Origin of the sequence: Streptomyces sp. NPDC051569 (assembly GCF_044454085.1) — a bacterium.
Classification (GTDB): domain Bacteria; phylum Actinomycetota; class Actinomycetes; order Streptomycetales; family Streptomycetaceae; genus Streptomyces.
Genome location: NZ_JBITDJ010000006.1, coordinates 222,521 through 237,183, shown reverse-complemented (window position 1 = coordinate 237,183; position 14,663 = coordinate 222,521). Strand labels below are relative to the sequence as shown.

General features: G+C 70.3%; 17 protein-coding genes and 2 pseudogenes. 9 read left to right on the top strand and 10 right to left on the bottom strand.

Going from position 1 to position 14,663, the window contains the following annotated elements; translation table 11 throughout:
- Positions 1-442 precede the first annotated feature (442 nt).
- The 4 genes from ACIBAE_RS13195 (at position 443) to ACIBAE_RS13180 (ending at position 3,519) form a co-directional block, all read left to right on the top strand.
- Positions 443-580, top strand: coding sequence for a hypothetical protein (locus ACIBAE_RS13195; RefSeq protein WP_399284576.1), 138 nt, complete (start codon positions 443-445; stop codon positions 578-580).
- A 14-nt stretch (positions 581-594) separates the two neighbouring features.
- Entirely contained in the window at positions 595-1,782 is a 1,188-nt protein-coding gene (locus ACIBAE_RS13190; protein ID WP_399284575.1) for a JmjC domain-containing protein, read from the top strand.
- A complete protein-coding gene (locus ACIBAE_RS13185; protein WP_399284574.1) occupies positions 1,779-2,684 on the top strand; it encodes an aldo/keto reductase in 906 nt (301 codons plus the stop codon). The genes ACIBAE_RS13190 and ACIBAE_RS13185 overlap by 4 nt, the downstream gene beginning before the upstream one ends.
- A gap of 184 nt (positions 2,685-2,868) precedes the next feature.
- Positions 2,869-3,519, top strand: a complete 651-nt coding sequence (locus ACIBAE_RS13180; RefSeq protein WP_399284572.1) for a hypothetical protein — start codon at positions 2,869-2,871, stop codon at positions 3,517-3,519.
- 69 nt (positions 3,520-3,588) lie between these two features.
- Here ACIBAE_RS13180 and ACIBAE_RS13175 read toward each other — a convergent pair whose 3' ends face one another.
- Genes ACIBAE_RS13175 through ACIBAE_RS13155 form a run of 5 tightly spaced genes read right to left on the bottom strand, consistent with a single transcriptional unit; the run spans position 3,589 to position 5,484 of the window.
- Positions 3,589-3,930, bottom strand: a complete 342-nt coding sequence (locus ACIBAE_RS13175; RefSeq protein ID WP_399284570.1) for a helix-turn-helix domain-containing protein — start codon at positions 3,928-3,930, stop codon at positions 3,589-3,591.
- A 28-nt stretch (positions 3,931-3,958) separates the two neighbouring features.
- Positions 3,959-4,144 (bottom strand): DUF397 domain-containing protein, encoded by a 186-nt coding sequence (locus ACIBAE_RS13170; protein ID WP_399284569.1) that lies wholly within the window; start codon positions 4,142-4,144, stop codon positions 3,959-3,961.
- A gap of 51 nt (positions 4,145-4,195) precedes the next feature.
- Positions 4,196-4,381: a DUF397 domain-containing protein gene (locus ACIBAE_RS13165; RefSeq protein WP_399284568.1), complete on the bottom strand. Its 186-nt coding sequence runs from the start codon at positions 4,379-4,381 to the stop codon at positions 4,196-4,198.
- Positions 4,382-4,432: 51 nt separating this feature from the next.
- Positions 4,433-4,618 (bottom strand): DUF397 domain-containing protein, encoded by a 186-nt coding sequence (locus ACIBAE_RS13160; protein WP_399284566.1) that lies wholly within the window; start codon positions 4,616-4,618, stop codon positions 4,433-4,435.
- Complete coding sequence (locus ACIBAE_RS13155) at positions 4,615-5,484, bottom strand: Scr1 family TA system antitoxin-like transcriptional regulator (protein WP_399284565.1); 870 nt, start codon at positions 5,482-5,484, stop codon at positions 4,615-4,617. The genes ACIBAE_RS13160 and ACIBAE_RS13155 overlap by 4 nt, the downstream gene beginning before the upstream one ends.
- Before the next feature lie 162 nt (positions 5,485-5,646).
- Between ACIBAE_RS13155 and ACIBAE_RS13150 the strand changes: the two are divergent.
- Positions 5,647-6,105 (top strand): annotated as a pseudogene (locus tag ACIBAE_RS13150) (ATP-binding protein).
- Positions 6,090-6,705 (top strand): annotated as a pseudogene (locus ACIBAE_RS13145) (MFS transporter); the annotation flags it as partial. The pseudogenes ACIBAE_RS13150 and ACIBAE_RS13145, both read left to right, overlap by 16 nt.
- A 30-nt stretch (positions 6,706-6,735) precedes the next feature.
- Here ACIBAE_RS13145 and ACIBAE_RS13140 read toward each other — a convergent pair.
- The 3 genes from ACIBAE_RS13140 to ACIBAE_RS13130 form a co-directional block, all read right to left on the bottom strand.
- Positions 6,736-7,035 carry a helix-turn-helix domain-containing protein gene (locus ACIBAE_RS13140; RefSeq protein ID WP_399284564.1) on the bottom strand — a complete coding sequence of 100 codons (300 nt, stop codon included), beginning with the start codon at positions 7,033-7,035 and terminating at the stop codon, positions 6,736-6,738.
- A gap of 11 nt (positions 7,036-7,046) precedes the next feature.
- Positions 7,047-7,382, bottom strand: a complete 336-nt coding sequence (locus ACIBAE_RS13135; RefSeq protein WP_399284562.1) for a type II toxin-antitoxin system RelE/ParE family toxin — start codon at positions 7,380-7,382, stop codon at positions 7,047-7,049.
- Between the two features lie 96 nt (positions 7,383-7,478).
- On the bottom strand, positions 7,479-8,642 hold the full coding sequence (locus ACIBAE_RS13130; RefSeq protein WP_399284561.1) for a flavin-containing monooxygenase: 1,164 nt from the start codon (positions 8,640-8,642) through the stop codon (positions 7,479-7,481).
- Positions 8,643-8,756: 114 nt separating this feature from the next.
- Here ACIBAE_RS13130 and ACIBAE_RS13125 point away from each other — a divergent pair, with 114 nt between their 5' ends.
- Positions 8,757-9,449 carry a GNAT family N-acetyltransferase gene (locus tag ACIBAE_RS13125; protein ID WP_399284559.1) on the top strand — a complete coding sequence of 231 codons (693 nt, stop codon included), beginning with the start codon at positions 8,757-8,759 and terminating at the stop codon, positions 9,447-9,449.
- On the opposite strand, the gene ACIBAE_RS13120 is transcribed toward ACIBAE_RS13125, so the two are convergent.
- Entirely contained in the window at positions 9,446-10,126 is a 681-nt protein-coding gene (locus ACIBAE_RS13120) for a pyridoxal 5'-phosphate synthase (RefSeq protein WP_399284557.1), read from the bottom strand. The two genes, ACIBAE_RS13125 and ACIBAE_RS13120, sit on opposite strands and share 4 nt — an antisense overlap.
- 116 nt (positions 10,127-10,242) lie before the next feature.
- Positions 10,243-10,890 (bottom strand): TetR family transcriptional regulator, encoded by a 648-nt coding sequence (locus ACIBAE_RS13115; protein WP_399284556.1) that lies wholly within the window; start codon positions 10,888-10,890, stop codon positions 10,243-10,245.
- 398 nt (positions 10,891-11,288) lie between these two features.
- Here ACIBAE_RS13115 and ACIBAE_RS13110 point away from each other — a divergent pair, with 398 nt between their 5' ends.
- Complete coding sequence (locus ACIBAE_RS13110; RefSeq protein WP_399284554.1) at positions 11,289-12,098, top strand: VOC family protein; 810 nt, start codon at positions 11,289-11,291, stop codon at positions 12,096-12,098.
- Positions 12,099-12,290: 192 nt separating this feature from the next.
- Entirely contained in the window at positions 12,291-14,660 is a 2,370-nt protein-coding gene (locus tag ACIBAE_RS13105) for a PQQ-binding-like beta-propeller repeat protein (RefSeq protein WP_399284552.1), read from the top strand.
- Positions 14,661-14,663 lie beyond the last annotated feature (3 nt).

Genomic DNA, 14,663 nt, shown 5'->3' with positions numbered 1-14,663 from the left:
GATGGCTCCGGATCCACTCGGGCCGTGGACCTCGGCACTGATCGCCGCGTTCTCATGAGCCTTCGGGTGTCCCGTGACTCGGGTCGCACCTGGGAGCAGAGCACCAGGGTTCGGGAGGGTGACTCGTTCGTCATCCTGTCCGACCCGGGCCGATACCCGCCCTGCGGGTGTGCCCGCTGCACGGGGCGCGACTCGCTGTCCGCCACTTCGCTGCGCCCGGCTGACATCGAGCCAGGGACGGCGTGAGGTCTGGCTTACAGAACTGGGTACTGCGCCGCTTCGGCCGGTACGCAGGTCCGCTCTACCTGGCCATGATCCTTGGCGGCTCGGCCGTGTTCCTGGCCGGAGCCCTTACGACGCGGTAGCTGCCGTAAAGGCTGCTGCCCTCCCGTTCCCCCCGCCGGATTCCCGGCGGGTATTTCCGAGTAGAGAGGTAAGTCCGATGGTGGAAGAGAACACCGGATCGGCGACCCCCGAGGGGGGTGGCCTGCTCGTCGCGAAGCGCAGGATCGTGGCCGCGCGGACGCGTGCCGAGCAGGAGTCGGACGTCAGTAGCGGGCGTTCTGACGGCAACGACTGACGGGGCTGCCCACGATGCTTGATGCCGCCTCGTGGGCGGGGCGTCTGGGCGGGGACACGTTCCTCGCCCAGACGTACCACCGCTCCTACGCGCACTTCCCCGGCACCGCCGACACGGCGGGCCTGTTCTCCTGGGACGACCTGAATCGGATCATCGCCACGCAACGACTGGAGCCGCCTCGGCTGCGCCTGTCGGTGGATGGCGAGATGGTCCCCCTTCACCGCTACGCGATCCCCACCACGAACCGCCGCGCGGTCACCTGGTCGCGCATCCAGCCGGCCGACCTCCACGCCCAGCTCAAGGACGGGGCGTCGCTGGTCCTCGATGCGGTCGAGAAGATCCACCCGGTGGTGGGTGTGGCTGCCGAAGGTCTTGAACGGTTCCTCGGCACGTCCGTGCAAGCCAACGCGTACGCGTCCTGGACGGACCGGGAGGGCTTCGGCCTGCACTGGGACGACCACGATGTCGTGGTGGTGCAGGTCCACGGCTCGAAGCGGTGGCGCTTGTACGGCTCCACACGTGAGGCTCCGACCTTCCGGGACGTGGAGTCGCCAGAGAGGCCCGAGGGCGACCCGGTGGCGGACATCGTTCTCGCCCCTGGTGATGTGCTCTACCTGCCGCGCGGTTGGTGGCACGCGGTCACGGCTGACCAGGGGACGGAGTCGCTTCACCTGACGTTCGGCATGGTCCCGCACACGGGTGCGGACCTCATGCTCTGGGTCGTGGATCAGCTCCGTTCGTCCCTCGCTCTGCGCAGGGACATCCCGCGGTTTGCCTCACTGAGTGAGCACTCCGACTTCATGGCCGCGCTACGCGGTGAGGTGCTGAACGAACTGGCCGATCCCCGGTTGGTGGAGCGGTGGGCGGTGTCCATCGACACGACCGACCTGGGGCACGCCATTCCCTCGCTGCCCTACGTGGACGGGCTGCCCGCACGACCTGAGATCACGGTCAAGCTGACCGCCCCTCGGAGCCGTCTGACGGCGAACCCCGCCCACAGCACGGTCACGTTCTCGGCGGCCGGTACCGCCTGGGACTTCGCCGAGTCGGCCCTTCCCGTCCTGGGCACGCTGCTGACCGGTCAGCCGACCACGCTCGGAGAGATGGCCGACTCCGCCGGATTGGAGATCAAAGACGTGGCCGAGCTGGTCTCCGCCCTCATCGAGGGCCACGCCGTCGCGGTCGTGGGGACCGCGCTGTGACTGCCGCTCTCTCCCTGGGGACATACCGCGTGCGTGCCGTCAGTCAGGCGGCACGCACCGCCCTGGCTGCCGGTAGCCCCTGGGTAGATACGGCACCCAACTACGCCCACGGTGGAGCACACGAGGCGCTGCGCCCGGTTCTCGCGGAGTACCCCACCGTTCGGGTGGCCACGAAGACAGGGTTCTTCACGGAGGAGCAGGGCCGCACCGCCCTGGCTGAAGGCGTGCTCACCCGGGAAAAGACGGCCAGTCGGCACAGCCTTGAACCGGGCTTCGTTCGCTGGCAGACGGAGCGTTCGTTGGGCGCACTCGGCCGCGTGGACCTGGTGTTCGTACACAACCCTGAGCACCACGGGCACGGCCTTGACCGTGCCGCTCTGCACTGGCGTGTGCGGGAAGCCTTCACGGTATTGGAGGAGTTCGCCCATGCGGGCAGGATCGGCGGGTACGGCGTCGCCACCTGGACGGGCCTGACCTCCGAAGCGTTCACGGTTCCCGAGTTGCTTGGGCTCGCCCGACAGGCGGCGGGCTCCGCCGAGCACCACTTCACGGGGTTGCAGATGCCCGTCAGTCTGATCATGGATGACCTGATCAGGCAGGCACTCAACGGCGCCGGGCCCCTGGTGCAGGCGAAGGACGCGGGGCTGATCACGTTCGGCTCCGCCCCTCTGCACGGGGGCGAACTGCTGGGTGCCATGACACCCGAACTGGTGAACTTCATCCGCCCCGGCCTGTCGGCCGCAGCCGCTGCCCTGCTGGCTGCCGGATCGTGCCCCGGCCTTGATGTCGTCCTGACTTCCGCGAGCACGCGCGAACACTGGGACGATGCGGCGAAGTCTCTGGCTGCGCCCCTGACGGCCGAGGAACTTAGGAGGGTGACCGATGAACTCGCCGCCGAGTGAGGACGTACAGACGCTGATGGAGGCTGCCCACGACAGGGCGGCGAAGGCTCTGGGGCTCACGTGTACGGGTCCGCTGGCCTGGGGGTTCCAAGGTGTGACCCTCGGTCGGCAGGCGGGGGAGTGGTGGCTACGGGTAGGCCGGACGGCCAAAAGGAACGCGGGCAGGAAGCAGGGGGAGGGCATCGTGGGGGCTTCCCTGCTGGTGCCTGACGCGGTCCCGCGCCCCCGCCTGCACGAGGTGCACGACTGGACTGACGGCGAGTGGGCCTTCGAGGCCGAAGTCCTCGACTACGTGACGCACCCCGTTGTGTCCCCAGAGCGGGCCGACCTGGACCGCGACCCCGGCTTGCCTGACGAGTGGTGGGCCGACCTGCGCCGGTCCCTGGCACTGCTCGCTGAGGCGGAGGGAGTAAAGGTCACTGTCCGGGACGGGTGGATCGAACGAGCCTTCCCCCAGTTCCTCGGCATCCCTGCCCCGGCCAAGGTGGAGCGGGTGACCGGGCATGGTGACCTGCACTGGGGCAACCTCACGACCATGCCCCTGACCCTGCTGGACTGGGAGCGGTGGGGCCTGGTGCCCCACGGCTACGACGTGGGTCTCCTTCACGCGAACAGCCTGCTCGTTCCCGATGTGGCGGACCGCATCCGGCTGGACTTCGCTTCGGTCCTGAACACCCCAGCCGGCCGAGTTGGGGAGCTTGCGGCCCTGGCGGAGATGCTGCAAGCGGTAGCCCGTGGCTGGTACCCGGACCTGGCCCCGCACCTTCTCACTCGGGCGGAGTCACTCACGGGCGTTCGGCCACCAGTTCCCCTTCACTCAGAGGTCAGTGCCTGACAGGCCCGCGCATGACAGCGGCCCCCGACGTGATGCCGGGGGGCCTGCCTGTGTCCCTGTGTGCCTGTCTCAGACGCTCTCTCCCAGGTGGCGGTACAACGTGGCGCGGCCGATTCCCAGAGCCTTGGCGATGGCTGTGACGCTGTCTCCCTTGGTGTGCCGGGCACGGGCTACGGCGAGCTTGTCGTCATCCAAGACGGACGGCCGCCCACCGACGTTGCCCTTGCGGGCCGCAGCCTCCAACCCTTCCAACGTCTTCTCCCGGATGCCTTCCCGCTCCACCTCTGCACTCACGGCGAGCACGGCGAACACGATGGCACCCGCCCCGTTCGGGTCGTACACACCCTGAAGGGGACCGGACAGGAGTTCCAGTTGGATGCCGTCAGCCTGAAGGGTGGAAGACAGCGTCATCAGCTCTGCCGCACTGCGGGCAAGCCGCTCAGTCGTGTGCGGCGTACCGTACGAACGATGTCCAGCCGTCCCGCCCCACCGTGAAGTGAGGCCGGGTCACGTCCTTGGAGTCCCGTACGCAGATGGCTTGATCGGTGAGGGCGACCTCTACACAGTCGTCGCCCTGGCTGCCGCTGTAGCTGGACTTGAACCAGGCGAGTTCCGTCGTGCTCATAGCTCTCCTCGGAGTGCGCGAGTGTCGTACGGCTGGTCCTGTCTGAGGGGCTCAGTCGTGTGCGGCGTACCGTACGAACGACGTCCAGCCGTCCCGCGCGACCGCGAGGTGAGGCCGGGTCACGTCCTTGGAGTCCCGTACACGGATGGCCTGTTCGGTGAGGGCGACCTCAACACAGTCGTCGCCCTGGGTCCCGCTGTAGCTGGACTTGAACCAGGCGAGTTCCGTCGTGCTCATAGCTCTCCTCGGAGTGCGCGAGTGTCGTACGGCTGGCCCTGTCTGACGGGCTCAGTCGTGTGCGGCGTACCGTACGAACGACGTCCAGCTGTCCCGCGCGACCGCGAGGTGAGGTTGGGCCACGTCCTTGGAGTCCCTGACGCGGATGGTCTGTTCGGTGATGGCGACCTCAACACAACTGTCGCCCTGGGTCCCGCTGTAGGTGGACTTGAACCAGGCGAGTTCCGTCGTGCTCATAGCTCTCCTCGGATTCGCTCCAACAGGTCCCGCGAGTCTTGGGGGTTCAGGGCCTGCGAGCGCAGTGTGTCATAGCACTGATAGAGGAGGCTCACCTCTTTCGCGTCACTGATCAGACGCCCGTTCTGCTGCCCTTCCGAGTACGCGAGCCGTCGACGCTCAGACGTTTCCAGAAGCTGCAAGGGGCCGTCCAGACACGCGTGGAACTCGGCGTCCAGCGGCATGATCTGCAGCGTCACGTTACGCGGAGCGGTAAGTTCCAGCACGTGGTCCAGCAAGACCCGCGTCACCTCGGTTCCACCGAGCCGCCGCCGGAAGATGTGCTCCTCCACGATGAAGCTGAACGGGACGTTCGGCCTCTCACCCAGCAGCTTCTGCCGTTCCAGTCGAGCGAAGACCTGTGCCTCCAACTGCTCGTCCGACAAGGGCGGAATGCCGTTGTCGAACACCGCCCTCACGTATCCCTCCGACTGCAGCAGCCCCGGCAGCAGCCGGCACTCGTACGTGCACAGACTGACCGCGACCTTCTCCAGCCGGGCCCACCGCCGGAACCAGGCCGCCAGCCCCGCCTCCCCCCGCGTCAGGAATCTCGCCGCCTTCCGCAGCGCCCCCGTGTTGCCCAGCACCTCCTCCGCCAGCTCCACGAAGGACTGGTCCGGCATCCGGCGTCCCAGCTCGATCGACTCCACCGTGTGTTTGGAGAAGCGGACCAGGCCGCCGAAGTCGGCCCTGCTGAAACCGGCGTGCTCACGCAGGGCCTGGACGACGGCCCCGAAGGTGCGCAGACTGTCCGAGGGGTCGGGCTCCCGGTGCACCTCGCCGTCCGTCAGGTCATCGCCGTCCATGATCTCCGTACCGTCCGCCATGCGCGGCCACCTCCAGGTGCGTACGTGCGCTGCTCTCCGCGATCGACTCACCCAGCGTGACGGAAAGAACGACGTACCGTCTACAGAATGTGCCCGTACGCTGACGCATCGTACGGAGCCCACCCCTGGTGAACGCCCCCGGGCGCCCGCCACGGTTGCCCCATGAACGCCCTCACACCCCACCGGCCTCTCTCCGCAGAGGCTTTCGCGCAGCTGCTGTCCTCCACGCGCCGTGGCGCCCGCCTGGCCCGGCTGCTCGCCGTCGAGCAGCTTCGTGCCTGGCAGGTGTCACCCGTCGTCACCGAACGCGCGGAGTAGATCGTCGCCGAACTCGCCGCCAACGCGGCGCTCCACGGCCGCGTCCAGGGTCGCGACTTCCGTCTCGCCCTCACCTTCCACGCGGCGACCGGCACCGTGCGCGTCGCGGTCACCGACGCACGCGGCGAGCGCCCCCCGCTGCTGTGCGGGGCCTGCGACACGCCTGCCGACAGCGAGTCGGGCCGCGGCCTGCTCCTGGTCGGGGCCCTCGCCGACCGCTGGGGCACGGAGCCGTACCCGCCGAGCGGCAAGACCGTCTGGGCGGAGGTGAACGCACGCCCCCACCCTTCGCGGCGACGGTGACGAACCGCTGGTTCGTGGCGCGGCGCGGACTGGTCACCGGCATCCTCACGGCGGCGGGTGCGTCCGGCCAGCTGGTGTTCCTGCCCCTGCTGTCCTGGCTGGTGGAACATCACGGCTGGCGGCCCGCCTCGGTCACGGTCTCGCTGGCCGCGCTCGCGGTGGTCCCGTTCGTCTGGCTGCTGCTGCGGGACCATTCGGCGGACGTGGGTTTCCCGGCCTACGGCGCCGAGGAGTTCCTCCCCAAGTTCCCGCCGGTGGCCGATGCTGCTGGCGCCGTCCGTGCACCCGCCGATGCTTTTCTTCATCATCTTCTACGGTCTGGACTGGGTCGCCACGGTCCCGCCGACGATCGCCCTGTGCCGCGAGCACTACGGCGAGGACAGCGCGATCGTCTTCGGCTGGGTCCTCGCCTCCCACCAGCTCGGCGCCGCCGTCGTCGCTTTCGCGGGCGGCCTGGCACGGGACGTCTTCGGCTCCTACGACGTCGTCTGGTACGCCTCGGGCGCCCTCTGCGCGGCGGCGGCCCTGATGGCCCTGGTGATCCGCCGGGGGGCGGCGGCCGGGGGGCCGTTGGCGGGGGTGCCGTCGGCCGCGACCTGAGAGGTCAGGCCCCGTCCCGGTCCTGGTGGCTCAGCTCGCCCGGTCGAGCGGCTCGAACCCGACATGGAGCCGCAGTCGGAGGGCGGAGGCGAAGCGTTCGAGAAGGGGCAGGGTGGGCATGGTCCCACCCGCCTCGAACCGTGCCACGGCAGGCTGCTGAAGCCCGGCGGCCCGGGCGAGCTGAGCCTGGCTCATGCCGAGGGCCTCGCGATGCTCACGCACCGTGCGTCCGAGTTCGTAGCGGATCCGCGTCGCCTCGTAGGCTTCTTGGGCGTCGGGATGAGAGAGAGCTTCCTGCCTCAGCTCGTCCCACTTCTTCCGGTCGCTCATAGCGTCATCCTTCACTCGGCTGTGTGCCTCTGGTCCATGCAGTCGCGCATCGCTCGAACCGCCCGGACGACCTCTGCGTTCTCCCGCATCCGCTGCTTTCGGAAAACCGTGAGCAGGATGATGCGACGCCCGCTTCCGATCCAGTACGTGATGCGCATCGCCTCGCCGTCAAGGTGGAAACGAAGCTCCCGGAGCTTCCCGGCCAGCTGCTTGGTGTAAGGCTCGCCGAGCAGCACTCCGTGAGAGGCGAGCAGGTCAACGTAGAACGCCGCCGTACCACGATGCTGCTGACTCAGCCCGAGGAACCACTTCACCTCCGGCTCGACTTCGATCTCTCCCCATGTCATAACAGGAGTGTTATGGAGAGGCTGCAGCGTCATGATGGGGAGGGCTCAAGGTCACTCGAAGGTGAGTGACCTTTCAGCGGCTCGCGCGGAACGGGCCTACCGGCTCGGCTGAAGGCGGGACACGGCCTTCGCTATCCTGCGGGCGTCCAGGGCCATCTCACGGAACATGCCGCTGATCGGGTTCGTGAAGCCCGTGAAGTAGAGGCCCGGCGCGTGCTTCGGGGTGCGGGCGCCGTGGACGAGGGGGCGGCCCCTGTCGTCCAGTACGGCCAGGTCGCCCACCAGGCCCTCCAGGGCCCGGTCGTAGCCCGTCGCCGCGATGACCGCGTCGGGGGTGATCCGGGAGCCGTCGGCCAGGACGACCGCGTCCTCGGTGAAGGACTCGACGGCCGCCACCGGTTCGACCCGGCCCGCGCGCACCGCGCTGATCAGGCCCACGTCCTGCACCGGGATGGCGCCCTGGCGCACCCGGGAGTAGAGGCCGGTGTCCGGGCGCGGGAGGCCCTGGGCGGACAGGTCCGGGGTGGTGAGCCGGCCCATCAGTCCGCCCGCCAGGTCGACCGACCAGACCGGCAGCCGGCGGACCAGGATGCCCGTCGACTGGGCCGGCCAGCCCGCCGTGGAGCGGCGCACGATGTGCGGGGCCGTGCGGATCGCGAGGCGTACGCGCGCCGCGCCGCCCTCGACGAGGTCGACGGCGATCTCCGCGCCCGTGTTGCCGGCCCCGACGACCAGGACGTCCTTGCCCGCGTACGGCCCGGCGTCGCGGTACTCGCTCGCGTGCCGCAGATCGCCGCCGTACGACTCCCGTCCCGGCCAGGCCGGCAGCCGGGGCGTGTGGTTGTGGCCGGTGGCCACGACGACCGCGCGTCCGGTCAGCTCGCGGCCGCCCGTCGCGTGCAGCAGCCAGCCGGAACCATCGGGGGAGCGTTCGATCCTGGTGACCTCCACGCCGGTGACGATCTCCAGCTCGTGGTGGGCCGCGTACGTCTCCAGGTAGCGGACCACGTCGGCACGGGCCACCCAGCGGCCGAAGGACCGGGGCATCGTGAGACCGGGGAGCGCCGACTTCCGGCGGGTGGTGTGCAGCCGCAGCCGCTCGTAGTGCCGGCGCCAGGAGGCCCCGACGGCTTCGGACTTCTCCAGGACGACCGCCCGTACGCCGCGTTCGCGGAGAACGGCGGCGACGGCGAGCCCCCCTGGTCCGCCGCCGATGACGTACACGGGGCGGTCGTTGGTGAGGGCGAAGTCGTCCGGCATGAAAACTGAGCCTAATCGGCTCATGACTTGTTGGGTCTCGGTCAAGACCGGAATCGGTTGCGAATCGATCACATTCGCCAATCGCGTCGGCCGCCAAGGGGGTTGAATGGCCTGATGAGCGAAGCATCCGACCGGCGCCTGCCACCTCCTGCCGTCGTCCGGGGATACGGGCTGCGCCTGCGCGCCTGGCGCACCGGCGACGAGGCGGCGCTGCTGCGCGCGTACAACGACGCGGAGTTCCTGCACTGGAACACCCCGCTGAACTCCCTCACGACCGAAGCGGAAGCGGCGCTGGCCTTCGGCCGGTACGCCGAGGGGCGCGAGCGCGGCGACCTCGCGCAGTTCTGCGTCGTCGGGGGAGAGGAAGAACGGGGGGAGGAGGAGACCGTCCTCGGGCACGTCGGGCTGCGCCTGATCGACTTCCGGATGCGCAGCGCGGACGTCGGGTACTGGGTGCTGCCCGAGGCGCGCGGCCGTGGCGTCGCCCGCCGCGCGCTGGAGCTGTGCACGCGCTGGGCCTTCGACGAAGTCGGACTCCACCGGATCCAGTTGGGCCACGCCCTCGGTCACGAGATCTCCTGCCGGGTCGCCGAGCGCTGCGGCTACCGCGCGGAGGGGACCCTGCGGGACGGCATGTTCGCGGCGGGGACGCTGAACGCGTTCCGCGACGTCCACCGGCACGCACGGCTCGCGACCGACCCGCCGTCCGCCTACCCGCCGTCCGCCTACCCGCCGTCCGCCGACCCGCCGCCCGCCGACCCGCCGTCCGGGGCCACGCCGTCCGGGGCCACGCCCGAGAGGCCCTAAGGCCAGAGCAACTCCCGCACCCAGGAGTCACCTTCGCGCCGATAGCGCAGCCGCACATGGCGCCGGTGCTCCTCGCCCTGGAAGAACTCCACCTCGTGCGGGACCAGCACGTATCCCGTCCACGTCGCGGCCTCGGTCCCGGGCTCGCGCCGCGCCAGCTCCCACGCGGCCTGACTGACCTGCGCCAACTCAGCTGTCGACGACAGCACTTCGCTCTGCCGCCCGACCAGCGCGGCGGCGAGCGCCCCCGTCGAGCGGGCATGCAGATCCGCGCTGCTCGCCTCCGCGCCGACGGTCAGGACCCTGCCCCGCAGCCGTACGGCACGGCCCCGCGTGGCCCAGTAGAAGCCGAGCGCGGCCTCGGGGCGAGCGGCCAGTTGGCGGCCCTTGCGGCTGGTCGCGTGCGAGGCGAAGTGCCAGCCACGCTCGTCCGCGTCGTGCAGCATCAGGGTCCGTACGTCGGGAAAGCCCCGCTCGTCGGCGGTCGCGAGGGTCATCGTGTGCGGCTCGGGCTGCCCGGCCCGGGCGGCCTCGGTGAACCACCGGTGGAACAGCGGGAGCGGTTCGTCGGGCGCGGTGGCGGGGTCGAAGGCGGGCAGTTCGGTGTCCCAGACGCGCTGGGTGCGAAGAAGGGCGCGGAACGCGTCCCGCGAGGTGTCCTGCTGGTCGTCGTCCATGGCGCCATTCAAGCGGTGGGCGGAGACGTGAGGCGAAAGTTCCCGGGGGGAAGTCCCCCGAGGTCGTCCGCTCGGAAGGCTCCCGGGACGGAAGTCCCCCGGAACCTCGCGGCGGGTTACTTCGTGGGCTTCCTGCCGGTGATGCCGAGATGGACCAGCATCGCCAGATTGGGCTTCAGTTCGGCCTGCTTCACGCCCCAGCTCTGGAAGCCCTTCTGGTGCGAGGCCACGGAGGCGAGCATGACGACCAGCGAGCCGGCCAGCGCGGCCGGGCTGAGATCCTTGTCGACCCTGCCCTTGGACTGGAGTTCCTTCACCGATTCCGTCAGGGAGTTGGTGACGGAGTTCAGGATCTTCAAGCGGATCTTGCTGAACCGCTTGTCGCCCTCCGCCGCGCCCAGGTCGACGACCCGGAGAATGGCGTCGTGTTTGCGCCAGAAGTCGAGGAAACCTTCCACCAGTTCTTCCGACGTCTGCCAGCCGGCCTTGCCGACCCAGGAGCGGCCGGAGACCAGTCCGGTCAGCCCGGCGCCCTCCTTGGCCATTTCCTCGGCGAGTTCGAGGACAGCGCCCTCGACGTCCGGGAAGTACTGGTAGAAAGTCGCGGGTGAAGTGCCTGCCTTCCGGGCCACGTCGATGACTTTGACGTCCCGGTACGGCGAGGAGCTGAGCATCTCGCTGAGGCGGTCGAGCAGCTTCTGCCGCGTCGCCTGCCCGCGCCGACCAGCAACGCGGCCGTCGACGGTGCGTACTTGTCCTGTCATGCCGTCAGCTTACCGAGGGGTGATCGGAGCGCGATTTGGCCGACTGCAAATGGGGAATCGGCCTGTGCGCGCGGGGGTGCCCGGGGGTCGGTGGACGGGGGCGGGGGCCGGTCGGGGGCGTCGGGACGGCGGGCTGCCGGAGACGGCCCGGAAAGGGCTGAAGGCGGCCGGGAGGCGGCCCGGAGGCGGCCCGGAGAGGGGTCGCGGGGGGCGCCCGGCCCATTCGGCCGCGAATAGTGTTATCAACAGCCTGTGGACAACTTCGGTGGATAACTCAAGGTCGCAGCGGCCTCACCCTGCGATAATGGAGCAAATGTTCTATTTCATCCCCTGCGCCACGGCCCATGGCCGATTAGCTTGGCGGTGACGGGCACCCCACAGACGGAAGGATCCGGGCTATGGCCGCGTGGGCGGAAGGCACGCCGTGCTGGGTGGATGTGTCACTCCCCGATCTCGCAGCGGGCAAGCGCTTCTACGGAGAGCTTTTCGGCTGGACCTTCGGCGAGGACAGGGGCGCCCAACGCGCCCACTACACCGATGCGTTCAGCGAGGGAAAGCGCGTCGCCGGTCTGTACGCCAAACAGGACGGCAGGATGCCCACCGCGTGGGGCGTCTACTTCGCCACCGACGACGCCGTGGCGCTCAGCGCGAGGATCAGGGACGCGGGCGGCCGGATGCTGGGGGAGCCGATGGTCCTCGGAGAGCTCGGGGTCATGGCGCAGGCCACCGACCCGGCCGGCGCGGTGTTCGGACTCTGGCAGGCGGGGGAACACACCGGTTTCGAGAAGAAGGACCAGCGGGGTTCCTTCTGCTGGACCGAGGTCTACACCCGGGACAAGGAGAGCGTCGACCCCTTCTACGAGCGGGTCTTCGGCTTCCGTGGCACCGATCTCCCCGACTCCTCCATCGACTTCCGGGTCTGGGCACTCCCCGGTACGGGACCGGGCGCCGACAGACCGGTCGGCGGGCGCAGTGTGATCACGGACGCCTTTCCGGTGGAGATGCCCGGTCACTTCCTCAGCTACTTCTCCGTCGTCGACTGCGACGAGACAGCGGCGACGGTCGTCCGGCTCGGCGGCCGGGTCACCGCGACGCCGTTCGACATCGAGTACGGGCGGATGGCGGTGCTCTCGGACAACCAGGGCGCGTCCTTCGCCGTGGTGGCAGGGCCGGAGCCGAAGCCGGATCAGCGGCCCGGGACGGAATGACCGGCGGCCGGGGACGGATGAGGGACGGGGCCCCGGGGGTAAGGGTGTCGCGAAGGGGGTCGCGTACGAGGTGTCCGGATCGGGACGGGACACCCCGATCCGCCCCCGGGTTCGCAACCGTTGCCTCAGGCAGGAAGAATCAGGGGGCACGGGGCCGTACCTTTGTGGCCCGTACGGGGAGGTGGCAGGCAAGTGGAGCAGCTGACGCAGCACGACCCGAGGCGTATCGGCCCGTTCGAGGTGCTGGGGCGGCTCGGAGCCGGCGGTATGGGGCTGGTCTATCTCGCGCGCTCGGCGTCCGGCCGTCGCGTGGCGATCAAGACCGTACGTACCGAGCTTGCCGAGGACCAGCTGTTCCGGGTCCGCTTCACGCGTGAGGTGGAGGCCGCGCGCGCCGTCAGCGGCTTCTACACGGCGGCCGTGGTGGACGCCGATCCGCGCGCCGCGGTGCCCTGGCTGGCCACGGCGTACGTGCCCGCACCCTCGCTGGAAGAAATAGTGAATGAGTGCGGTCCGATGCCGGCCCAGGCGGTGCGCTGGCTGGCGGCGGGCATCGCCGAGGCGCTCCAGTCCATCCACGGCGCCGGTCTGGTGCACCGTGACATGAAGCCGTCCAACGTCCTGGTGGTGGAGGACGGGCCGCGCGTCATCGACTTCGGCATTGCCTCCGGGGTCTCCAACACCAAGCTGACCATGACCAATGTGGCGGTCGGCACGCCCGCCTACATGTCGCCCGAGCAGGCGCGCGACTCGCGCAGTGTGACGGGCGCCAGCGACATCTTCTCGCTGGGCTCGACCCTCATCTTCGCCGCCACCGGCCACGCCCCGTTCCACGGCGCCAACCCGATCGAGACGGTCTTCATGCTGCTGCGGGAGGGCCCGGACACGGAGGGGCTGCCGGACGAGCTGCGGCCGCTCATCGAGTCCTGCATGCAGCGTGACGCGAGCCTGCGCCCCTCACCGGCCGACCTGCAGGCCCAGTTGGCCCCTCACCTCTTCGCCTCCGGCAGCGACGACAGCGGCACGGCGTCAGCCTGGCTGCCGGACAACGCCACCACGATGATCGAGCACCGCCGGGCCGGCGGCCGGATCACCACGGCCACCGCCATGCGTCCGCCGCGTCCCGCCGAGCCCGCTCCCGTACCGCGGCCCGCGCACCAGCCGGCCCCGGCGTTCCCGCCGCCTCCGCCCGCCCCGCCCGTGGCCCCGCCCGGTGGCGGAGTCCGGCTGGCGGGATCGCCGGTCCCGATCGGCCCCGGCCCCCGGGTCATGGACGCGCGGGACGCGTCCGTGACCGATGCCGGTCCCGCGACCGGCTGGATCCGCCCGCCGGCCGGGCTGACCGGCGCGGACGGGCTCACCGGCACCGTGCCGGCCCCGGCCGCCCCGCCGGTTCCCGCGCCCGCGCCGCCGCCCGACGCGGCCCCCGGCCACTGGCGGCCCTGGCGGTTCCGGATGTCGAACGACGTCTGGGGGACACCGGTCGTCGACGGCGATCTGCTGTACGTCACCTCCTTCGAGGTGCATGCCCTGGACGTGGGCAGCGGGCGCCGCCAGTTCAAGACCCGGGACGTGGCGTGGGCGATGGCCGTCGCCGACGGCCGTATCCACGCCTCGGACGGGCCGACGCTGTACGCGCTCGACGCCACGGACGGCGGTGAGCGCTGGCGGCTGCAGACCGACGCGTGGGTGTACTCCCTCCAGGTCGACCGGGGCACGGTCGTCACCGGCACGCGCGGCGGCGGTGTCCAGGCGTGGGAGGCGTCCAGCGGCGAGAAGCTGTGGGAGACGGCCGGGGCGCAGACGGACTTCGAGACGCCGGAGGCCGGGCCCGTGGTCGTCGACGGCACGGTGTACGTGTGGAAGGACACCCGGCTCAAGGCGCTGGACGCGCGCTCGGGCGCCGAGCGCTGGTCGTACCCCATCGGCGACGCGGCCTCGTGCGGCGGCGTGCCCGTACGGGTGCTGCCCGCGCCGGACGGTCATCTGTACGTCTCGGCCGGGACGCGCGTGCTGTGCGTCGAGATCGCGACCGGCCATGTGCGCTGGCACTTCGAGGCGCCCGCCGTCTTCCTCTCGCCCCCGGCCTTCGCGCCGGGGCCCGCGGTGACGGGCGGCGGTGTCTACCTCGCCGACTACCTGGGCACGGTGTACGCCCTCGACGCGACGACCGGCAAGGACCGCTGGCGTATCGCCACCGAGTCCCGTCAGTCGATCGAGCCCGTCCTGGTCGCCGACGGCAACATCCATGTCGGCAGCGGCAGCGCCGTGTACACGCTTGACGCGGTCACGGGCACGCCCAAGTGGCGCTTCGCGGCGGGCGGCGAGGTGATCGGCGCGCCGGTCGTCGCCGAGGGCCGACTGCACTTCGGCTCGGCCGACCATGTGCTGTACACGCTGGACGCGAGCGGCGGCCAGCTGCGCTGGAAGCTGGCGACGGGCGGCGAGATCACGGGCTCGCCGGTGGCACGCCGGGGTGTGGTGTACGCGTGCAGCAAGGACCGCTGTGTCTACGCGCTGGACGCGGTCAAGGGGACGGCGACGGGGCGCGGGCAGCGGTAGCCC